The sequence below is a fragment of the Streptomyces sp. MMG1533 genome, from assembly GCF_001279775.1.
In the GTDB taxonomy this organism is placed as follows: domain Bacteria; phylum Actinomycetota; class Actinomycetes; order Streptomycetales; family Streptomycetaceae; genus Streptomyces.
The window spans coordinates 65,902-87,475 of sequence record NZ_LGDG01000074.1; the positions used below are offsets into that span (position 1 = coordinate 65,902).

Below are 21,574 nucleotides of genomic sequence, written 5' to 3' on the forward strand. Positions count from 1 at the left end.
CCGTTCTCGGAGGATCCAGTCGTTTCGCTGTGATTCGTCATGCGCAGACGATCTCGCGGATCACCAGATTCCGCTTTGCCCTGTGGATAAGTCCGATCAGGGACACGCCAACCCGGACTCGCATGCCTGGTGACGCTACGGAACTCCAGCCGCCCGGTCCGGCGCGCGGCCCGGCTGTCAGTGGGGTCCTGTTGTATGGGACGCATGACGCACACGAGCAACGCGGAATTGCGCGCGGCGGCCGATGCGGTCCTCACCCGACTTGTCGGGGACGGCACCGGACCGGCCCGACTGCGCGAGGACCAGTGGCGGGCGATCGAGGCACTGGTGGCGGACAAGCGCCGGGCCCTCGTCGTGCAGCGCACGGGCTGGGGCAAGTCTGCGGTGTACTTCGTGGCGACCGCCCTGCTGCGCGAGCGCGGCGCGGGACCGACCGTCATCGTCTCTCCGCTGCTCGCGCTCATGCGCAACCAGGTAAGCGCGGCCGCACGCGCCGGCATCCACGCCCGGACCATCAACTCCTCCAACACCGAGGAGTGGGAGACCGTCCAGGCCGAGGTCGCCGCAGGCTCGGTCGACGTGCTGCTGGTGAGCCCGGAGCGGCTCAACAACCCGGACTTCCGCGACAACGTCCTGCCCGAGCTGGCCGCCGCCACCGGGCTCCTCGTCGTCGACGAAGCCCACTGCATCTCCGACTGGGGCCATGACTTCCGCCCCGATTACCGGCGGCTGCGCACCATGCTCGCCGACCTCCCGCCCGGCGTTCCGGTGCTCGCGACCACCGCCACCGCCAACGCACGGGTCACCGCCGACGTGGCCGAACAGCTGGGCACGGGTTCGGGCTCGGACGCGTTGGTGCTGCGCGGGCCGCTGGACCGCGAGAGCCTCAGCCTGGGGGTTCTCCAGCTGCCCGACGCGGCCCACAGGCTTGCTTGGCTCGCCGATCACCTGGGTGACCTGCCGGGTTCCGGGATCATCTACACCCTCACGGTCGCCGCGGCCGAGGAGGTCACCGCATTTCTACGGCAGTGCGGTCACACCGTCGCCTCCTATACGGGAAAGACGGAGAACGCCGAACGGCAGCAGGCCGAGGAAGCCCTCCTCGCGAACCAGGTCAAGGCGCTCGTGGCCACGTCCGCACTCGGCATGGGATTCGACAAGCCCGATCTCGGGTTCGTCGTCCACCTCGGTTCGCCCTCCTCCCCCATCGCGTACTACCAGCAGGTGGGCCGTGCCGGCCGCGGCGTCGAACACGCCGAAGTCCTCCTTCTGCCGGGCCGTGAGGATGAAGCGATCTGGGCCTATTTCGCTTCCGTCGCGTTCCCGCCCGAGGAAGCCGTCCGTCGCACGCTCGACGTCCTCGCACAAGCGGACCGGCCCTTGTCGCTGCCCGCGCTCGAACCCCTCGTGGAGCTGAACCGCACCCGGCTGGAAACCATGCTCAAGGTCCTCGACGTGGATGGCGCCGTCCATCGCGTCAAGGGCGGCTGGGTCGCCACCGGCACCCCTTGGTCGTACGACACCGAGCGGTACGCCTGGGTTGCCAAGCAGCGAGCCGCCGAGCAGCAGGCCATGCGCGACTACGCCACCACGAGCGGCTGCCGCATGGAGTTCCTGAGGCAACAGCTGGACGACGAGGAGGCGGCCTCCTGCGGCCGCTGCGACAACTGCGCCGGTCCTCGATTCACGGCCGCCGTGTCTCCGGCCGCCCTGGACACCGCAGGCGGCTCGCTCACGCGCGCGGGTGTCGTGGTGGACCCCCGCAAGATGTGGCCGACCGGACTCCCGGCCATCGGCGTCAACCTCAAGGGCCGTATCCCGCCCGGGGAACAAGCCACCCCGGGCCGGGCGCTGGGCCGACTCTCCGACATCGGCTGGGGCAACCGGCTCCGCCCCCTGCTCGCGCCCCACACTCCGGACGCCCCCGCCCCCGACGACGTGATGAACGCCGTCGTGACCGTACTGGCCGACTGGGCAAAGGCACCGGACGGCTGGGCGTCCGACACGAAGGACGCGCCGCCCCGTCCCATCGGCGTGGTCACCATGCCCTCGCGCACGAGGCCGCAGTTGATCCAGTCGCTCGGCAGTCGAATCTCCGCGGTCGGTCGCCTCCCCCTGCTGGGCTCCCTGGAGTACACCGACCACGCGGCCGATCTCTCCCTGCCCCGCTCCAACAGCGCCCAACGCCTGCGTGCCCTCGAGGGAGCACTCGTCATCCCCCCTCAGCTGCAGGAGGCACTCCATGCCGCGCAGGGGCCCGTGTTGCTCGTGGACGACGTGACCGAGACCGGCTGGACCCTCGCGGTCGCCGCCCGCCTGCTCCTGCGGTCCGGTGCACAGGGGGTGTTGCCACTGGTCCTGGCGGTACGCGGCTGAGTACGTGTGAGAGGCCCGACAGACCTGCGACGCCGCACGAGCGTGTCGTGCTCGAACGTCCCCTGCGTCGTCTCGCGGAACACCGGGTAGGGATATACGACGCTAACCGCCTGAAAAGGTTCGGTAGGCCCAATTGCTCGTTGCCGCAACCAAGTTCGACAGGAAGAATTGAAGTCCGCTCCCCGCACGGCTCGTCCGTGATCAGGTAGGGCTCTGCTGCGGTGCGCGCTCCCCCGAATCCGACCCCGCCCGCAGTGTGGGCGCGTAGCCGAAGGGAGGACCGTGACCTTCGGATTCACTCCGTCCTCCGCGGCGTCGACGTCGTCGCCTGCCGACCTGTCCGCCGCATCCGCCAACCCTCTGGCCCGCATGCTCGAACCCGCGGAGTGGGCCGCCGCCGGAATCCCCCTGCTGCGCAATCCCCGCGAGGTCGTCAGCGGGCTGCACACCCGGCACCGACCCAAGCCGGCGACCGCGATCGTGGCGGTCCTCGACCCGGACGAGCGACTGCGGGCGAGCGCCTCGTTCACCCGCCGCCCGGCATCGGCGGACGGCTGGATGTCCCGCAATGTGCTGCTTGCCCAACTGCGCCGGGTGATCCCGCACGACCTGCGGCGCCGCACACCGGTGCGCACCGCCGTGCTGCTCTACTGCCGCGAGGGCGACGCGCGTTGGACGGAGGAGGACGGCGCGTGGATGTGGGGACTGCGTGACGCCTGCACCCTGCACGGGCTGCGCTGCGGGGCGTACATCACGCTGACCCGGGACGGCTGGCAGGTCCTCGGCGAGGGTCGAGGCGGACGCCGCCCGAACGTGGACTCGACACCGGAGCCCTTCGCCACGTCCGAGGCGCCGCTCCCGCTGCCGCGCACGGGCGGCGCCGTCTCGGAGGTCCTGCGCCGCGCGGCGGCCCGCTGACACGGGCCGAGCCTTTGCACGCGGGCATCGTGCCGTATCCACAAGGCGTCATGGGCATTCGCCGCACGCAGCCGAGTCCGTACATCAACTCGGAGCACTGGTACGGCGAACAGCCCGACCGTACGACGGACAGCAACGGCGCGACCGAGCCTCGCACTGCGCGCCACCGAGTGGACGCAGGCACGACGAAAAAGTCACCGTGCAGGTGCCGCCTGGGCGGCACCTTTCGTCACCCCCGGCGTCCCCCGGACGTACCGGACGCAGCTCAGGCGCCAGTGCCTAGTACCGAGTTGATCTGCTGCGGGTCGCCGCAGACGATCAGCAGGGCACCGGCCCGGGCATGGGCGAGCGGCAGTGCATCGGCCACCGCATCGGGGCCGCCATTGACGGCGACCACGACCACGGGACGGGATGCGGCGCGGGAAGCCACGGCGGCGTCGGTGTAGAAGACGTCGTCGGCAGCGTCATGCTGCGCCCAGTACGACGCTTCACCGAAGGACAGCTCATGGACGGCCCACGGGTGCTGTTCGCCGGTGGTGATCACCAGCACGTCACCGGGAGCGCGCCCCGAGTCCAGCAGCAGGTCGACGGCTTCTTCGGCAGCATCGAGCGCACCCTCGGCGGAAGCCGGGATCAGCTGGATCTGCGGGGTCACCGCGGCCGGAGCGGCGGCGACGGGGGTGACAGGGCCCGACGATCCGGGCTTGGCCACGGCCACGGCCACGTCGCGCGGCGCATGTTGCACCGGCGCCGCGGGCCGCAGCGGGCCGGGGCGAGCGGGGCGCGGATGAGCCGCGGGGCGGGGGCCGGGTACAGGACGAGGGGTCGGCGCGGTACGGCCGCTGGCCGGAGTGGCGCGGGGACCCTGGGCACTCTCGTGAATCTGAGGCTCCTCGGGAATGAGAGGCATGAGCTGATATTTATCAAACGTTGGTACGGCTCGCGTCGGCGGGTGGCACATGAGTGCGAGCGGAACCGTCAGAAATCGAAGCCGAGCTGGCCCTCGATCTCCGGAACGCTTCCATCCGCCCAGCTGCGGACCTTCTTGAGGTGCCGCCACTGAGGCAGCGCATCAAGATACGCCCACGACAACCGGTGGTACGGGGTGGGGCCCCGCTCCTCCAGTGCGGCCTTGTGCACGGGCGACGGATACCCGGCGTTGGCCGCAAAAGCGAAGTCTGCATGGTCGACACCCAGTTCGGCCATCATTTTGTCGCGCTGAACCTTGGCGATCACAGAGGCCGCCGCGACGGCCACGCACGACCTGTCGCCCTTGATCACCGTGCGAACCTTCCAGGGTGTGCCGAGATAGTCGTGCTTCCCGTCGAGGATCACCGCGTCGGGACGGACGGGCAGGGCGTCCAAGGCGCGCACCGCCGCGAGCCGCAGAGCTGCCGTCATACCCATCTGGTCGATCTCCTCCGGAGAGGCGTGCCCCAGGGCGTACGACGTCACCCACTTCACCAACTCCTGGGCGAGCTCCGTGCGCCGCTTGACGCTGAGCAGCTTGGAGTCGGTGAGACCTTCGGGTGGCCGACGCAGTCCGGTGATCGCCGCGCAGACGGTGACGGGGCCGGCCCAAGCGCCGCGCCCCACCTCGTCGACACCGGCAATGACCTTCGCTCCGGTCGTGGCGCGGAGTGAGCGCTCGACGGTGTGAGTAGGCGGTTCGTACGGCATGGCGCCCTTAGCCTACGCCGCCCGGATCACCCTCCGACACCCCGGTTTCCCCGAAGGGCTTCACAGGCACCGCGAACGTCGCTCACTCACTGGTCGGCCGCAACAGCGGGAGCATCAACTGGTCGATCATCTCCTCAAGATCCCGATCACTCCATTCACTTGCGCACATCTTGGATCGGTACATCATCATCGCCGGGATGACATCGAAAACGTAGCCGTTCGCCGCATCGGCCCGCACTTCCTTCCGCTCTATTCCACGGGCGACGATCTCGCGCAGCAGCCTGAGAGTCGGCTCCACAACCGCCCCGAAGATCACACCATGGAAGCGCTCTGCCTGCACAGGGTCACATTCGTGAATCACCGCACGGAGTGCAAAGCCAGGACGCGAGAACATCGCATCACGCGCCCGCCGACACAACGTGAGCAGGTCCTCGCGCACGCTGCCCAGATCGGGCGCCCCCTCAAAACACGGCAGCGCGGCCTGGAGCGCGTCCGCGACCAGGTCCTCCTTGGACGGCCAGCGGCGATAGACCGCAGCCTTACCGGTCTGGGCGCCGGCGGCGACACCCTCCATCGTGAGGCCCTTCCAGCCGACCGTACTGAGCTGATCCAGGGCGGCATCAAGGATCGCGCGTTCGAGTACGGCTCCGCGCCGACGAAGGGATGCCGTCTGAGCGGGGGCGGCCGTCCAGCCCGAGGTAACCATTTGAGCGTCTCCAGCAGACAGGGGAAGCGGGGATTCCGGGAGCAGGGGGACTATCGCGCGGCAACAACGGGGGACGTGCCACGCGACGACAAGCCAAGTGAACGCTTGCGTTCACTACTTGGGACTCACTACCGTTGACGCAACAGTGAACGCGATCGTTCACTAGGGCACTTGTGGGGGACCCATAGTGACAACCTCTCAGTTGATTCAGGACCAGAAACCAGGTGCGGCCCGCCGGGAGGGGCATCCCGGCATCGCGCTCACCGTCATCGCGGCCTGCCAACTCATGGTGGTACTCGACGCGACGATTGTGAACATCGCGCTCCCGCACATTCAAGACGCGCTCAAGTTCAGTACGACCGACCTCACCTGGGTCGTCAGTTCCTACACCCTGACCTTCGGTGGCCTGCTGCTCCTCGGCGGCCGGGCCGGCGACATCCTCGGCCGCCGCCGGGTCTTCATGACCGGGATCCTGCTGTTCACCTTCGCCTCGCTGCTCGGCGGCCTTGCCCAGGAGCCTTGGCAGTTGCTGGCCGCACGCGTCCTGCAAGGGGTGGGAGGCGCGATCGCGTCTCCGACCTCGCTGGCGCTCATCACCACGACGTTCCCCGAAGGGCCGGAACGCAACCGGGCGTTCGGCGTCTTCGCCGCGGTCTCGGCGGGCGGCGGTGCCATCGGCCTGCTCGCGGGCGGCATGCTCACGGAGCGGCTCGACTGGCGGTGGGTGCTCTTCGTCAACGTCCCGATCGGCGTGCTGATCGCCATCCTCACGCCGCTGTACATCAGCGATTCCGAGCGGCACACCGGGCGCTTCGACATCGCGGGCGCACTGACCTCGACGGCAGGCATGGCCCTGCTCGTGTACGGCTTCATCCGTGCGGCGGACGAGGGGTGGCGCGACAGCCTGACTGTCGGTTCCTTCGGCGCCGCCGTGGTTCTGCTCCTGGCCTTCGCCTTCATCGAATCCCGCGCCAAGGAACCGATCACGCCGCTCAGGATGTTCGCCGACCGTAATCGCTCGGGCACATACGTGATCATGCTCAGCCTCGCCGCGGCAATGTTCGGCATGTTCTTCTACATCGTCCTCTTCGTGCAGAACGTGCTCGGGTACAGCCCGATCAAGGCCGGTCTCGCCTTCCTGCCTGTGACGGTCGTGATCGCACTGGGGGCAGGTTTGTCCCAGCGCTTCCTGCCAGTGCTCGGGCCCAAGCCGTTCATGATCGTGGGCTCGGCGCTCGCGGCGATCGGACTCGGCTGGCAGGCTCTCATCAGCTCCGACAGCTCCTACGTCGGCGGCGTGCTCGGGCCGATGCTGATCTTCGGTTTCGGCATGGGTCTTAACTTCGTGACATTGACGCTCACCGCGGTCTCGGGTGTCGCCCAGCACGAGGCGGGCGCGGCGTCCGGACTTCTCAACGTCATGCAGCAGGTGGGTGGTTCGCTCGGCCTGTCCATCCTGACCACGGTGTTCGGCTCGGCCAGCAAGGACGAGGCGGAGAAGCAGCTTCCGAAGTTCCTCGCCGAAGGTTCGGCGGAGCAGAAGGCGGAGTTCGGTCAGACCCACCAGTTGCCCGCCCCATGGGGACACGAGGTGCTCGCTCAGGGCATCTCGACGGGCTTCATCGCGGCCGCGGCAATGGCCGTACTCGCCCTGGTCACCGCCTGGTTGGTGATCAGGGTCCGCAAGAGCGACCTGGATGCCCTCGCCGGTACGGCGGGCCCGGGCATCGGCTGAGCCGGCCGGTCCCGTAAAGAGCCGCGAATGGCCGGCCCCGGTCCGGGAGACCGACGGTGAGGACCACGGTCCGGCCATTCGCACGCCGCATGCTTGGACCAGCACAGCCAGCAGTGTCAGCAAACTCGGCACGAAATGCATGACCCCCCTGCGACTGTCTCGTGTCACCTGCCTGTGTGATCCATTCATCACACAGCGGACATCACAAGAACGCCCCATCGGTCACACAGAGTTCCCGATGCATACAGAGAGTTTTCATGGAATCCCTGGCTCGCAACCCTTCGACGGACAATCGTGCGGAAGAACCGCCACAGAACGTCCCGTCAGATGGAGTTGGGTACCCAGTCGGGCAAGGCCTCCGTCTGCGCCACCCACACCGCCGGTGGCGTCCCCGCCTTGCCGGCGGCGATCACCCCACCCACGATGGCGCAGGTCGTATCCACGTCGCCGCCGACCTGCGCGGTCGTCCAGAAGGCCTGCTCATAGTCACCCAAGGCTCTGGCGGCCGACCAGAGTGCAAAGGGCACGGTGTCGTGGGCCGTCGTACGCCGCCCGCAACCCAGCACGGCCGCGACGGTGCCGGCATCGGCATAGTCGAGCATGTCCCGGGCTCGCCGCAGGCCCGCGCCGACAGCACTCTTCGGAACGAGTGCGACGACGCCGTCGAGAAGCGCTTCGGGGCTGGGCGGCCCACCGGGAGCGGCAGCCAGCGCGGCGGCCGCGGCGACGGCCATGGCGCCGACCACGGCCTCACGGTGCTGGTGGGTGGGGTACGAGGAGATCTCGGCCTGGTGGGTCGCCTGCTCCGGGTCGTCCGCGTACCAGGCACCCAGGGGTGCGATCCGCATCGCCGCACCGTTGCCCCAGGACCCCTGGCCGTTGAAGAGCTCGGCGGCGAGCTCTCGCCAGTCGCCGCCTTCCCGGACCAGTCGCAGCAGGCGGTTGACCGCGGGACCGTAGCCACGGTCGAAGTCGTGGTGGTCGGCGAAGGAGTGCGCGAGGGCATCTTGGTCGATGCGGTGGTGGGCGGCCAGGACCGCGACCACGGAGCAGGTCATCTCCGTGTCGTCCGTCCACTGCCAAGGGCCGGGGGGCAGCTCGCGGTGCTTCAGCAGCGGGTAGTTCACCGGCACGAAGAACTGCGAGCCCAGCGCGTCCCCCACGGCCAGTCCGCGCAGGCTGGCCAGGGCGCGGTCCAGGCGCCCGTCGGGAGAGGAGTCAGCCGTCATCGCCCTGCCACTCTATCCGGTGATCCCGTACGGCTCCGGATCCCGCCACCGTTCGAAGGGCCGGTCGAGCACATACTTGCCGTCGTCTCCGAGAACGAGCATCCGCATCTCCGCGTTCCCCGGATTCGCCAGCGACTCGAACTCCGCGACCGTCCAGTGGAACCAGCGCATGCAGAACAGCCGCATGGCAAGGCCGTGGGTGACCAGCAGCACGTTCGGCGGGTGATCGGGGGCCTCGAAGCTGCGGTACAGGCTCTCCAGGAAGTTGCCGACCCGGTCGTACACGTCGGCGCCGGACTCGCCCTGTGCGAAGCGGTAGAAGAAGTGTCCGTACGCGTCCCGGTATGCCTTCTGGAGCCGGACGTCGTCGCGGTCCTGCCAGTTTCCCCAGTCCTGCTCGCGCAGCCGGGGCTCCTCCCGGACCCGTATGAGATCCGGGTCCAGATGGAAGGCGCGCAGGGTCTCGTGCGTACGGCGGTACGGGGAGACGTACACGCTCACGCGCTCGCGGCCGAACACCTCGCGCAGCCGCTTTCCCGTCTCCTCGGCCTGCTGCCAGCCCTGGTCGGTCAGGGCCAGGGCGTGGTCGGGTTCACGCTCGTACACGGAGTCATCAACATTGCCCCTTGACTCGCCGTGCCGGACAAGGACGATGCGCCGTGGTCGTGCCATGCCAAAACCCTAGATCGGTTGGGGGCCGATCGAGCACTCGTACGGCCTGCATACAGCGTAGGTCACACACTTTCCGCACCAAGAGCCAGAGCAAGACGCACGAGTAACGGGCACGGACGTCAAACCGTCCAGGTCGGTTCGAGCTCCACGATGTCGCCCGTCAGGGAGGCGACGTCCGCCTCGGTCTGGGCCCGCAGGGCGAGGCGCTCCACGCGCTCGGTGCGGTATTTGCCGTGTTCGGCGGCCGAAAGCCACATCGACAGCACCAGGAACTCGTTTCCCGGCGCCTCCCCGAAGAGTCCGCGGATCATGCCGGGGGAACCGGCCATCGCGGGGTTCCAGACCTTCTCCTGCATCAGCGTGAAGTGCTCGGCGCGCTCCTCATGGACGCGGCAGTGGGCCACCCGCACCAGGTCGGCGTCCGAGAACCGCGGTTCGAAGCCGGTCTTCACATCGAAGCGGTAGTCGAACAGTTTCGCCTGGCTGTCCTTGAAGGTGCCCGACTGAGCCGCCGCCAGCCGGTCATGGGACCGGGCCATGAAGGAGTCGTAGAAGGCACGGCTCTCCCAGAAAGCGAAGATGTGCGCCACACCCGGCCGCCCCCGGCTCCAGCCACCACCCTGCCCCCGAAACCCCGGCTCCCCCAGAAGCCCCGCCCACTTTCGCTGCCCCCGCTCGAAACCGCGGCGGTCCACCACGGTGCAGCGAATCCACTTGACCAGCACCGCGCCATCGTAAGGCCACGGAGCGTGGCGGCGGTCACTCTCGGACGGAGTGCTCGCCCCCAAGCACACGCGCGCGCGTGGCAGGATGGACAATCTGCTTTGCCCGTCCGGCAGTTCGGGCGGCTCCACAGGGGGAAGGGGAAGTCTGGTGAACGGCCTCAAGAAGGGCATCCGCAAGGTCGAGATCGCCCTCAAGTGGGACCCGAGTCCGGCGGGACAGCCGCCCAGCGATCTGGACGTCGTCGCCGCCACCTACCTGGCAAGCGATCCGTACGGAGACCCCGCCTATGTAGTGCACTTCGACAGCCGCTCCCCCGATGGCACCATCTACCTCAACCGTGACAGCAAGGACGGCCAGGGCTTCGGCTGGGACGAAGTCATGACGGTCGAGCTCGACCGACTGGACGCCCGCTACGCGCGCGTGGTGGTCGGCGTCGTCATCCAGCAGCGCTCCGAGCAGCGGACCTTCGTCAGTGTGATCAATCCGGCGCTCCGTATCCGTGAGGGCTACGCCGCTCTGGCCGAGGACAACTTCGGCGACGTGCTCGGGTCGACGGCGGCGACGGTCGCGGAGTTCGTGCGCGAGGGGTCCGGTACCTGGGACTTCCAACCCGGCATCCACGGCTTCGAGGACGACCCGGCGACGTTCACTGCGATCATGGGCCGGGCACGCCGCCCCTGATCCGCGTACCGCGTACGGGCGACGGCTGTACGACAGGGAGGGGCGCCGACGCGTGGTCGGCGCCCCTCCTTGTCGTACCAACGCGCCTTGAGACCCGGTCGCCGGACGACGTGGGTGCCTTCCGTGTCAGCACCCGGCAACTGTCGCCCAACGAAGTTCAGCCGACTTCACCGACGCCGAGGGCGGTGGCGCCGAGAAACCGGCACCACCGCCCTGAACGTGGGTTCACACCCGGAGGGTGCAGAGAATCAGCTGCAGCCGCTGGTCGAACCGCAGCCCTCGCAGATGTAGCAGGAGCCGGCCCGCTGCATCTTCGTACCGCAGGAGAAGCACAGCGGCGCGTCGGCCTGGATGCCCAGCTGCATCTCCACCAGCTCGGCGCTGGTGTGGGCCTGCTGCAGGGCGGGCTTGGCCACCTCGACCTCGGCCTTCGGCGTGGCGACGGCCTTCAGTTCCTGGGCGCGCGGCGCCGACTGGGCCAGCCCCTCGACGTCGACCTCGTCCTCCGTCGGCTCGTACGAACCGGTCTCCAGGTGACGCTGGCGCTCCTCGGCGGAGTGGATGCCGAGCGCGGAGCGCGTCTCGAAAGGCAGGAAGTCGAGCGCCAGGCGACGGAAGATGTAGTCGACGATCGACTGGGCCATCCGCACGTCCGGGTCGTCCGTCATGCCGGCCGGCTCGAAGCGCATGTTCGTGAACTTCGAGACGTACGTCTCCAGCGGCACGCCGTACTGAAGGCCCACGGAGACCGCGATCGAGAAGGCGTCCATCATGCCCGCGAGGGTCGAGCCCTGCTTCGACATCTTCAGGAAGACCTCGCCCAGGCCGTCGTCCGGGTAGGAGTTGGCCGTCATGTAGCCCTCGGCGCCGCCGACCGTGAAGGACGTCGTGATGCCGGGACGCCCCTTGGGGAGGCGCTTGCGGACCGGGCGGTACTCGACGATCTTCTCGACCGTCTCGCGAATGGTCGCCTCGGCCTTCTCCGTGACCTCGACCTTCTCCTTCTCCTTGGTCTTGGCGGAGAGGGGCTGGCCGACCTTGCAGTTGTCGCGGTAGATGGCGAGCGCCTTCACGCCCATCTTCCAGGCCTCGAAGTAGACCTCTTCCACGTCCTCGACGGTCGCCGACTCCGGCAGGTTGACCGTCTTGGAGAGAGCACCGGAGATCCACGGCTGGATCGCGGCCATCATGCGGACGTGGCCCATCGCGGAGATGGAGCGCTCGCCCATGGCGCAGTCGAAGACCTCGTAGTGCTCGTGCTTGAGGCCCGGGGCGTCGATCACATTGCCGTGGTCGGCGATGTGGGCGACGATCGCCTCGATCTGCTCCTCCTGGTAGCCCAGCCGACGCAGGGCCTGCGGGACGGTGCCGTTGACGATCTGCATCGAACCGCCGCCGACCAGCTTCTTGAACTTGACCAGCGCGAGGTCGGGCTCAAGACCGGTGGTGTCACAGGACATCGCGAGACCGATGGTCCCGGTCGGGGCGATGACGGACGCCTGGGAGTTACGGAAACCGTTCTTCTCGCCGAAGCGCAGTACGTCCTGCCAGGCCTCCGTGGCAGCGGCCCAGATCGGAGTGTCCAGGTCGTCCACGCGGACGGCCTTGGTGTTCTCGTCGGAGTGCTGCTTCATGACCCGCAGGTGCGGCTGGGCGTTGCGGGCATAGCCGTCGTACGCGCCCACGACCGCGGCAAGTTCGGCGGAACGCTTGTACGACGTGCCGGTCATCAGGGAGGTGATGGCGCCGGCGAGGGCGCGGCCGCCGTCGGAGTCGTAGGCGTGGCCGGTCGCCATCAGGAGGGCGCCGAGGTTGGCGTAGCCGATGCCGAGCTGGCGGAACGCGCGCGTGTTCTCGCCGATCTTCTGGGTCGGGAAGTCCGCGAAGCAGATGGAGATGTCCATCGCGGTGATGACCAGCTCGACGACCTTCGAGAAGCGCTCGACCTCGAAGGACTGGTGGCCCAGGCCGTCGTCCTTGAGGAACTTCATCAGGTTCAGCGAGGCGAGGTTGCAGGACGTGTTGTCCAGGTGCATGTACTCACTGCACGGGTTCGAGCCATTGATGCGGCCGGACTCCGGGCACGTGTGCCAGGCGTTGATGGTGTCGTCGTACTGGATGCCGGGGTCGGCGCAGGCCCAGGCCGCCTCGGCCATCTTCCGGAAGAGCGACTTGGCGTCGACCTCTTCGATGACCTCGCCGGTCATGCGGGCGCGCAGGCCGAACTTGCCGCCCTCCTCGACCGCCTTCATGAACTCGTCGTTCACACGGACCGAGTTGTTGGCGTTCTGGTACTGGACGGACGTGATGTCGTCCCCGCCCAGGTCCATGTCGAAGCCCGCGTCACGGAGGGCGCGGATCTTCTCCTCCTCCTTCACCTTGGTCTCGATGAAGCCCTCGATGTCGGGGTGGTCGACGTCGAGGATGACCATCTTGGCGGCGCGGCGGGTGGCGCCACCGGACTTGATCGTTCCTGCGGAGGCGTCGGCGCCGCGCATGAAGGAGACCGGCCCGGAGGCGTTGCCACCGGAGGAGAGCAGCTCCTTGGAGGAGCGGATGCGGGAGAGGTTCAGGCCGGCGCCGGAGCCGCCCTTGAAGATCATGCCCTCTTCCTTGTACCAGTCGAGGATCGACTCCATGGAGTCGTCGACGGACAGGATGAAGCAGGCGGAGACCTGCTGGGGCTGGGGCGTGCCGACGTTGAACCAGACGGGGCTGTTGAAGCTGAAGATCTGGTGCAGGAGGGCGTACGCCAGCTCGTGCTCGAAGATCTCCGCGTCGGCGGGCGAGGAGAAGTACTTGTAGTCCTCGCCGGCCTTCCGGTACGTCTTCACGATGCGGTCGATGAGCTGCTTGAGGCTCACCTCGCGCTGCGGGGTGCCGACGGCACCGCGGAAGTACTTGCTGGTGACGATGTTGACCGCGTTCACCGACCAGAAGTCGGGGAACTCGACGCCACGCTGCTCGAAATTGACCGAGCCGTCGCGCCAGTTGGTCATGACGACGTCACGACGCTCCCAGGCCACCTCGTCGTACGGGTGCACGCCGGGGGTGGTGTGGATGCGCTCGATACGCAGTCCCTTGGTCGCCTTGGTGCCCTTGGCTCGGGAACCTCGTGCCGGACCGCTCGCCGTCTCTGTCATGCCGCCTCCCTGTACAGGCAAAAACGCCCTGAAATGCCACGATGTTCCCGTGGCACGGTGTTGTGTCTGGTGTTGCGGGCACCCATTCGCTTCTCGCCCGCAACAAGTCTTCGTCCGCCACTGCCCGGCCGGCCCCGAGATCTCCTCCCGGTTCCGGCCCGCCGGTCAGTCGGCGGCGTGGGCGGGTTCGGGGGCCTGAGCAGCCCCTCCGGACCCGCGGTCGTCTTCCTGGCTCCCCGCGACATCACCCTCGCGGTCGTCGTCGTCCGCGGCGGGGGGTCCCGTCTGTTCCCTGAGTTCCGCGATGGCGGCCTCGAAGTCCTCGAGCGAGTCGAACGCCCGGTAGACAGAGGCGAATCGCAGATAGGCGACGAGGTCGAGCTCCTGCAACGGGCCGAGTATGGCCAGCCCCACGTCGTGGGTGGTCAGCTCGGCACTTCCGGTGGCGCGCACCGCTTCCTCGACCCGTTGGCCGAGCTGGGCGAGCGCGTCCTCGGTGACAGGCCGTCCCTGGCATGCCTTGCGCACACCGTTGATGACCTTGGTACGGCTGAAAGGCTCGGTGACTCCGGACCGCTTGACCACCATGAGCGAGCACGTCTCCACGGTCGTGAAACGACGGGAGCAGTCAGGGCATTGGCGGCGTCGGCGGATCGACGTGCCGTCGTCGGTCGTACGACTGTCGACGACGCGGCTGTCGGGGTGCCTGCAGAAGGGGCAGTGCATGAACTCCAACCCTCCTCACAGCAGACTCAATAGCCTCAGGAGGCCTCTTGGGCCCCTTGAAGCAGCCCCAAGCATAGGCGATGACCGAGGGCTCGAAGACCCGGGGGACCACAACTTCTGGGCTGCTGCTGCAATCCAACCACTAGATGTGGGGATTGGCCCATACATCCACGCCGTGCACGCGTGTCGCGCGCGTACTGGCATGTGCCGCACGCCCGTACCGTCGCACCGACACACGGGCGACGCAGCCGTACCGCTTGGACACATGCGGAGATACCGTGGGCGCCGCAGGGAGGGCGCGTGGGGTTCCCGCGCAGATGGGGGCCGGTTCCCGGTCGACGGGAAGGCGGATGGCAGACTGGGTCGGCACCCACGAGGTCGCCACCCCGGCGGTGAAGAGTACAACAATGGGCGCTTTTGTCTGCCAAGCGCGGCGTCAGCCATACACCCAGGCACGTGATCGAGTCAGGCTATCCGCACTTTTTCACTCGAACGTGTGTTTGGCGCAACCTTTCGAAAGCAACTACCGTTGTCCAGCAGGGAGACCATCGAGAGGGGCCGACGTGACCACCACCGCAGACAGTGCCACCATCACTGCCCAGGACCGCTCCCAGGGCCGACTCGAGCCGGTGCATGCGATGAACGAAGCCATGAATCCCGAGGGGCACAAGCGCTCCCTGCCGGGCCGACCTCCGGGCATCCGGGCGGACAGCTCGGGGCTCACCGACCGGCAGCGACGGGTGATCGAGGTCATCCGGGACTCCGTGCAGCGGCGCGGCTACCCGCCGTCGATGCGGGAGATCGGCCAGGCGGTCGGCCTGTCCAGCACGTCGTCCGTCGCCCATCAGCTGATGGCACTGGAGCGAAAGGGCTTCCTGCGCCGCGACCCACACCGGCCGCGCGCGTACGAGGTGCGCGGCTCCGATCAGGCCTCCTCGGCGCAGCCCACGGACACCGCAGGGAAGCCCGCCGCGTCGTATGTCCCGCTGGTCGGCCGCATCGCCGCAGGTGGCCCCATCCTCGCGGAGGAGTCCGTCGAGGATGTCTTCCCCCTCCCCCGCCAGCTGGTGGGAGACGGTGAGCTGTTCGTCCTCAAGGTCGTCGGCGACTCCATGATCGAGGCCGCGATCTGCGACGGAGACTGGGTCACGGTCCGCCGTCAGCCGGTCGCCGAGAACGGCGACATCGTCGCCGCGATGCTCGACGGCGAGGCGACGGTCAAGCGCTTCAAGCGCGAGGACGGCCATGTCTGGCTCCTCCCGCACAATGCCGCGTACGAGCCGATTCCGGGCGACGACGCGACCATCCTCGGCAAGGTGGTGGCGGTGCTGCGGCGCGTGTGACGGCTGCGGCGGGCCGACCAGAACGCGGTCGGCCCTCTGACCGGGCCCCGGGACCCCTGCGCCGGTTCCGGGGCCCTGCGCTGTGCGATCCCTGGTGACGAGGGGATTGTGGATCGGGGGTTGGTCTCGCCCCGGGCCGGGGCGAGACCAACCCCCGATCACTCAGCCGTGGCTTCCGCTTCCGCCTTCTTCGCCGCCGCATCGATCGCGGCCAGCGACTTCCGGACCTGATTACGGTCCGTCGTGTACCAGAAGTCGGGCAACGAGGCTTTCAGATAACTCCCGTACCGCGCCGTCGCCAGGCGCTGGTCCAGTACGGCGACCACACCGCGGTCCCCCGAAGCCCGTACGAGGCGACCGGCGCCCTGGGCCATGAGCAGGGCTGCATGTGTGGCGGCGACCGCCATGAAGCCGTTGCCGCCCGCGTCCTCCACCGCCTTCTGGCGGGCGCTCATCAGCGGATCGTCCGGCCTCGGGAACGGGATCTTGTCCATGACGACCAACTGACAGCTGGGGCCAGGCACGTCGACACCCTGCCAGAGCGAGAGTGTGCCGAAGAGGCACGTCCTGGGATCGGCCGCGAAGTTCTTGATCAGTTCGCCGAGGGTCTCCTCGCCTTGGAGGAGGATGGGGAACTCGGGGATGCGGGAGCGCAGCTCCTCCGCGGCCAGCTGGGCCGCTCTCATCGAGGAGAACAGCCCCAGAGTGCGGCCGCCGGCCGACTGGATCAGTTCGGTGAGTTCGTCGAGCATGTCCGCGCGGTCGCCGTCCCGCGCGGGGCGTGCCAGGTGCTTCGCGACGTACAGGATGCCCTGCTTCGGGTAGTCGAAGGGTGAGCCGACATCGACGCCCTTCCACTGCGGGACGTCCTCGCCCTCCGTGCCCTCGGGGGCGAGGCCCAGGGACGCGCCGACGCCGTTGAAGTCGCCCCCCAACTTCAGAGTCGCGGACGTCAGGACCACCGAACGATCCGCGAAGAGCTTCTCCCTGAGCAGGCCCGAGACCGACATGGGAGCCACGCGCAGAGAAGCACCGAAGCGGTCGTGGCGTTCGTACCAGACGACGTCCCACTCGGAGCCGTTCGTGATCCGCTCCGCCACGTCGTGCACGCTCTCCACCGAGGCCAGCGCCTGCTTGCGGACCGCGTCCTCGTCCTGGACGGACTTGTCGCGGGTGGCGCCGATCCCGGAGATCACGGTGCGGCAGGCGTCGCGCAAGGCCATCAGCGCGTAGCCGAGATCCTCCGGAACCTCCTCCAGGCGGCCGGGGAGGGCGAGTTCCATCAACCGCTCGAAGCCCTCAGCGGCCGTCTGGAGCTGGTCGGCGGCCTTCTCGTTGACGAGCTTGGCCGCTCGGCGCACCGCACGGTTGACCTGGCCGGGCGTGAGTTCGCCGGTGGCGACTCCGGTGACCCGGGAGACCAGTTCGTGCGCCTCGTCGACGATCAGCACCTCGTGCTGCGGGAGGACCGGGGCGCCCTCGATGGCATCGATGGCGAGCAGCGCGTGGTTGGTGACGACGACCTCGGAGAGCTTGGCGCGCTCCCGGGCCATCTCGGCGAAGCACTCGGCACCGTAAGCGCACTTCGAGGCGCCCAGGCACTCCCGCGACGAGACCGATGCCTGGGACCAGGCGCGGTCGGAGACTCCGGGCGTGAGGTCGTCGCGGTCACCGGTCTCGGTCTCGTCCGCCCAGTCGCGCATGCGCAGCAGGTCCTGGCCCAGTTTGCTGGTGGGCGCGGCCGCCTCGAACTGGTCGAAGAGGCCCTCTTCCTCATCCTGCGGGGCGCCCTCACGAAGGCGGTGCAGACACAGGTAGTTCGACCTGCCCTTGAGCATCGCGAACTCCGGGCGGCGGCGCAGCAGCGGGTGCAGCGCATCGACCGTACGCGGCAGGTCCCGCTCCACGAGCTGGCGCTGCAGGGCGAGAGTGGCGGTCGCTACGACGACACGCTCCCCGTGCGCGAGTGCGGGCACCAGATAGCCCAGCGACTTTCCGGTGCCGGTGCCGGCCTGCACCAGCAGATGGGAGCTGTCGTCGATTGCGTCCGCGACGGCTTCGGCCATGGTCACCTGGCCTGGGCGCTCCGTGCCGCCGACAGCAGTGACGGCAGCATGCAGGAGTTCGGGGAGTGAGGGCTTCGTCATAGCGCGACCACCCTACGGCCCGGCACTGACAAACGGGCGATCAAGGCGGTGACGAGGGGCGGGATCAAGACCGGCTGCTCCTCGGGTGCGGATCGGATCGGTTCGGTCGGGGCCTGGACAAGCATGTTCGGGTTCGGGGTGGCTCGCTTGCGGGCCCGAATCGCTTCGGTTCCGTTCGATGGCGGGGCGGTGACGTTTGGGATTGCCCTCGGCGCCGGCGGAAATCGGGCTTGGCCATGGCGCACGTCGGACACGGATACGGCGGGTGTCGGCGCGGCTGGAAATCCGTGTGGCGCGAGTGGGAACCGGATCGGCGCGGGCGGTGTACCAAAAGTGATGACACTGCGACGTGGCGTTACAACCGATGACGCAGGTGTCGGTCTCGGACCATGAGGGCGGCCTGCTTGGTGGGCAGGTCGACCTCGGCGACGAAGCCGAAGCCTGCGCTCAGAAAGGCGGCGATGGAGGGGATGTTGCGAAGGTCGGGTTCCGCGACCACGCGGGTACAGGCGGACCGCTTGTCGAGCACCAGATCGGCGACGGCCCGCAAGAGAGTGCCGCCGAGCCCTCGACCACGGTCGGCGATACCACCAATGAAGAGGTGGATCCCGGTGTCGTGAGGTCTAGCCGGGTAGTGGCGAGCCAGCGGATCGAGGTCTGCCCGGTAGATCTCCCAGTAGCTCATCGGTGTGCCCTCCAGCACGCCGAGGCACGGAACGCTGCGTCCGTCGCCGACGAGTTGGGCGAGCAGGTGGTCCTCCGTGACGGACTGGGGTCCGGCCAACTCCCAGAAATCAGCGACGGCGGGGTCGTTCATCCAACGGCTGACAAGCGACAGGTCCCGGTCGATGCGTACGGGAACGAGGTGGAACGCGCCGGCTGAGGTGGTGGTCGGCCCCCAGTCCGCGACCTGGTCGAGCAGATCGTCGCCTGCTGGTGGGTCGGTGGCGGGCGGTGCCGTGCCCTCAGCCCGGTCTCGGCCCGGGCCTGCGACGGGCTTCTTCTCTTCCGTCTCGAGGAGTGCGATGGGTTCGTCGGGCAGTCGCAGCTCCAGCGTGTCCTCGCTGTCCAGGCTCACGGCGTCATGTTCCTCGGGGGTGAAGGGGGGTGGCAGCGGTCGCGTGTGTCGGCCAGGGATGAGAAGGGCTGGAGATGGTCACAGGCGGCGGTCAGCAATGAAGGGGGTTGGCGATGGTGACGTAGACGGACTGGGTGTCCACTGGGCCGACGAGTTCGTCGAGACCGTGGAGGCGAGTCAGCAGGTTGGCCTTGCAGCGCAGGACCGGTGAGTCGAGCAGGCGGGTGGGCAGCGTGGTGCACAGTCGGGCGGGCCCTGAGGCCACATCGGTGAGAAAGCCGCGGAATGCGGCGAGCAGGAGCCTTTCGTCGGCGAGGCGCTGGGAGCCGAACGCTCCGATGAGGCCGAGGACGTTGTTGATCGCGAGGTAGTACGCGAATCGTTCGTCGGTGACCTCGTCGGAGACAAAGGTGTCGCTGTGCTCACCGATGCCGGGCAGCCTGGCATCGAGTTCCGGACGCCGGGACTCGCGGAAGTAGTAGCCCTGGTTGTCGCGGTAGCGGCCGCCGGCGGGCCAGCCTTCGCCATCCAGCAGGAGCAACGTGTTCTGCTGGTGCGCTTCCAGGGCGATTCCCGCTTCCGCGTCCAGCCACAACACCGGGCGTACCACCTGTTCGAGGTAGCGCAGGAACCACTCGGCGGCAACGGCTCCACGGGGTCGGCCGGTCCGGTCTGCGAGGCGTGTCACGATCTCGGCCAGCCGGGACCGCAGGACCGGTGGGTCGGCGTGCTGATGGCCGTCGGCGGCGCCCGGTGGGACATGAGGTCGGAGCGCGACGAGTCCGGCGATGCAGGAGACGTCGTCCTCTGGGCTGAACGGGTTGTGCCGGATCACCACGTCGAGCCCGGGTACGGGGGCACCGTCCGGCCCGTCGACTGCGATCCAGGCAGGATCGCGGACGATGTCGAACCCCGGGTGAGCCGCCTGCCAGTGCTTGGACAGGCCCCTGCGGAGCAGCCGCTGGACCTCAACGCCACGGTGCAGTTCCTTGCGGAGGTTCTCGCGACGGGAGTTGGTGATGCGCAGCGCCAGCGACAGCTTGAGCATGGCGGGGGCGCCGGATCGGTGGACGGTTCGTACGGAGGAGGTGGGGTGCCATGGGGAACCGTGTGTGCCGAGGTTCTGGACCAGTCCCGCGTCGAGGAGGGCCGTGGTCTCGGGGCGGTGCAGGATCTCGCGCAGTTGCCAGGGATGCAGGGGCAGGGCCGTGTGGCCGTCGGGCAGCGGGAGCCCGGCTCCGGCGAGCCGTGCGGTGAGCTGGGTCGCGGAGATCGGGCGGCCGCGTTCGGTCCAGGCCGAGTCGGTGGCCAGGGCAGTGGGAGCTACAGCCATCCAGTGCAGAGGGAAGGAGCCGCGCAACTCGGGTGAGTACAGCCGCGCTTCGGCTTCGGAGAGACCCTCGCGGCTCTTCGGGGTCGGGTGCAGCGGATGTCCGAGCATCAGTGCCTGTTCGGCGGAGAGGAAGAGGTCGGGTTCGCCGACAGGGTGTTTCCGGCGCTCGGTGACGAATGCGGCGGTTCTGCGAACGGAGTCGGCCACACGTGCGACGAGATCTGCACCGGCGTCGGCCGGAGCGAGGGCAGGAGGTGCCAGGGGCGGAGCCGGGGTTGAGGGGACGTGAGCGTCAGCCTCGGGGGCGGCTGCGCCGGTCGCGGGGACGCGAGCGTCGGCTTCAGGGACGGTTGCCCCGGAGGCGGGCGCGGCTGTGGAGGTTACGGAGGCGGCGGCGTGGGCCCCAGGGATGGCTCGGCCAACTGTGGGCGAGGCCGTGGTGGGGCCCGGGTGCGTCGACGTGATGGTGGGCGATGCCGGCTGGACGGTGCACCCTGTCGACGGCAGGGTGTGCGGTGCCTGCTGAACGGCGGCCCGGGTGCGCCTGTCGGTGGGGTTCCGTGCGCTGGGTGTCTCGCGCGTGAGCAGGGCGGCGACTGTGATCGCGTCGGCCGGTGGAGCGTGGTCGGGGGCGCCTGCGAGGCGCGGGAGGCCGAAGCGGTGCCAGCCTGTCGGTGACCAGTAGTGGACGGGGGCAAGGAGGGCTGTGCCGCTGGCGGGGAGGGGGATGCGGAGGGTGTCGTTGTCGGGTGCGGGAAGGTTGGTCTCGCGTACCCAGCAGCGCAGCAGGTTCTCCACGGCGGCGGCCTCGGCCGCCGTGTGCGGGTCGGCATGCTCCAGGAGGTCGGTGGTGGCGCCACCCGACCACTCGGCCTCGGGGCGCCTTCCCTGCGCCGGAACCATCTCCCCCGGAACCGCGGTTTCCCCTCCCGCCTCCGCCGGGGCCTCCAGCTGGTGCGGTGTCCATGTAGTGGTCGGCGCCGGTCGCGGATGCGGGGAGATCTGGTCGGCGGAGGAGCCGTCGGTGTGGGGGTGGGCACGGCCGCCGGATGCGGAAGTGGTGTTCAAAGCTGCTTTCCTC

General features: G+C 68.6%; 16 protein-coding genes. 5 read left to right on the forward strand and 11 right to left on the reverse strand.

The features are described from left to right. The first annotated feature begins 204 nt into the window (after window positions 1-204). Both ADK57_RS10905 and ADK57_RS10910 read left to right on the forward strand, forming a co-directional pair. Window positions 205-2,376, forward strand: a complete 2,172-nt coding sequence (locus ADK57_RS10905; protein ID WP_063785944.1) for a RecQ family ATP-dependent DNA helicase — start codon at window positions 205-207, stop codon at window positions 2,374-2,376. Between the two features lie 282 nt (window positions 2,377-2,658). Next, complete coding sequence (locus tag ADK57_RS10910) at window positions 2,659-3,294, forward strand: hypothetical protein (RefSeq protein WP_053749196.1); 636 nt, start codon at window positions 2,659-2,661, stop codon at window positions 3,292-3,294. A 265-nt stretch (window positions 3,295-3,559) separates the two neighbouring features. On the opposite strand, the gene ADK57_RS10915 is transcribed toward ADK57_RS10910, so the two are convergent. The 3 genes from ADK57_RS10915 to ADK57_RS10925 all read right to left on the reverse strand — a co-directional run bounded on the left by ADK57_RS10915 (window position 3,560) and on the right by ADK57_RS10925 (window position 5,680). Continuing rightward, window positions 3,560-4,204 (reverse strand): hypothetical protein, encoded by a 645-nt coding sequence (locus ADK57_RS10915; RefSeq protein WP_078973060.1) that lies wholly within the window; start codon window positions 4,202-4,204, stop codon window positions 3,560-3,562. Window positions 4,205-4,272: 68 nt separating this feature from the next. Continuing rightward, complete coding sequence (locus ADK57_RS10920) at window positions 4,273-4,974, reverse strand: ribonuclease HII (protein ID WP_053749198.1); 702 nt, start codon at window positions 4,972-4,974, stop codon at window positions 4,273-4,275. Window positions 4,975-5,056: 82 nt separating this feature from the next. Further along, window positions 5,057-5,680 (reverse strand): TetR/AcrR family transcriptional regulator, encoded by a 624-nt coding sequence (locus ADK57_RS10925; RefSeq protein ID WP_053749199.1) that lies wholly within the window; start codon window positions 5,678-5,680, stop codon window positions 5,057-5,059. Window positions 5,681-5,867: 187 nt separating this feature from the next. Between ADK57_RS10925 and ADK57_RS10930 the strand changes: the two genes are divergently transcribed. Further along, complete coding sequence (locus tag ADK57_RS10930; RefSeq protein WP_053749200.1) at window positions 5,868-7,415, forward strand: MFS transporter; 1,548 nt, start codon at window positions 5,868-5,870, stop codon at window positions 7,413-7,415. Between the two features lie 323 nt (window positions 7,416-7,738). On the opposite strand, the gene ADK57_RS10935 is transcribed toward ADK57_RS10930, so the two are convergent. The 3 genes from ADK57_RS10935 to ADK57_RS10945 all read right to left on the reverse strand — a co-directional run bounded on the left by ADK57_RS10935 (window position 7,739) and on the right by ADK57_RS10945 (window position 10,041). Then, on the reverse strand, window positions 7,739-8,644 hold the full coding sequence (locus ADK57_RS10935; RefSeq protein WP_053749201.1) for an ADP-ribosylglycohydrolase family protein: 906 nt from the start codon (window positions 8,642-8,644) through the stop codon (window positions 7,739-7,741). 12 nt (window positions 8,645-8,656) lie between these two features. Continuing rightward, window positions 8,657-9,316 carry a histidine phosphatase family protein gene (locus ADK57_RS10940; RefSeq protein ID WP_053749202.1) on the reverse strand — a complete coding sequence of 220 codons (660 nt, stop codon included), beginning with the start codon at window positions 9,314-9,316 and terminating at the stop codon, window positions 8,657-8,659. A gap of 119 nt (window positions 9,317-9,435) precedes the next feature. Continuing rightward, on the reverse strand, window positions 9,436-10,041 hold the full coding sequence (locus tag ADK57_RS10945) for a YdbC family protein (RefSeq protein WP_053749203.1): 606 nt from the start codon (window positions 10,039-10,041) through the stop codon (window positions 9,436-9,438). A 148-nt stretch (window positions 10,042-10,189) separates the two neighbouring features. Here ADK57_RS10945 and ADK57_RS10950 point away from each other — a divergent pair, with 148 nt between their 5' ends. Continuing rightward, window positions 10,190-10,723: a TerD family protein gene (locus ADK57_RS10950; RefSeq protein ID WP_053749204.1), complete on the forward strand. Its 534-nt coding sequence runs from the start codon at window positions 10,190-10,192 to the stop codon at window positions 10,721-10,723. A 248-nt stretch (window positions 10,724-10,971) separates the two neighbouring features. On the opposite strand, the gene ADK57_RS10955 is transcribed toward ADK57_RS10950, so the two are convergent. Both ADK57_RS10955 and nrdR read right to left on the reverse strand, forming a co-directional pair. Continuing rightward, window positions 10,972-13,866 (reverse strand): vitamin B12-dependent ribonucleotide reductase, encoded by a 2,895-nt coding sequence (locus ADK57_RS10955; protein WP_053749205.1) that lies wholly within the window; start codon window positions 13,864-13,866, stop codon window positions 10,972-10,974. A 165-nt stretch (window positions 13,867-14,031) separates the two neighbouring features. Then, complete coding sequence (gene nrdR / locus ADK57_RS10960) at window positions 14,032-14,592, reverse strand: transcriptional regulator NrdR (RefSeq protein ID WP_053749206.1); 561 nt, start codon at window positions 14,590-14,592, stop codon at window positions 14,032-14,034. A gap of 563 nt (window positions 14,593-15,155) precedes the next feature. On the opposite strand from nrdR, the gene lexA reads away from it, so the two are divergent. Further along, the gene (gene lexA / locus ADK57_RS10965) at window positions 15,156-15,935 is read left to right on the forward strand and encodes a transcriptional repressor LexA (protein WP_030038938.1); all 780 of its coding nucleotides are present in this window, start codon (window positions 15,156-15,158) and stop codon (window positions 15,933-15,935) included. A 158-nt stretch (window positions 15,936-16,093) separates the two neighbouring features. On the opposite strand, the gene ADK57_RS10970 is transcribed toward lexA, so the two are convergent. The 3 genes from ADK57_RS10970 to ADK57_RS10980 form a co-directional block, all read right to left on the reverse strand. Beyond that, window positions 16,094-18,082, reverse strand: a complete 1,989-nt coding sequence (locus ADK57_RS10970) for an ATP-dependent DNA helicase (RefSeq protein ID WP_053749207.1) — start codon at window positions 18,080-18,082, stop codon at window positions 16,094-16,096. A 355-nt stretch (window positions 18,083-18,437) separates the two neighbouring features. After that, window positions 18,438-19,160, reverse strand: a complete 723-nt coding sequence (locus ADK57_RS10975; protein WP_420711850.1) for a GNAT family N-acetyltransferase — start codon at window positions 19,158-19,160, stop codon at window positions 18,438-18,440. Between the two features lie 91 nt (window positions 19,161-19,251). After that, the gene (locus tag ADK57_RS10980) at window positions 19,252-21,396 is read right to left on the reverse strand and encodes an IucA/IucC family protein (protein ID WP_053749242.1); all 2,145 of its coding nucleotides are present in this window, start codon (window positions 21,394-21,396) and stop codon (window positions 19,252-19,254) included. Window positions 21,397-21,574 lie beyond the last annotated feature (178 nt).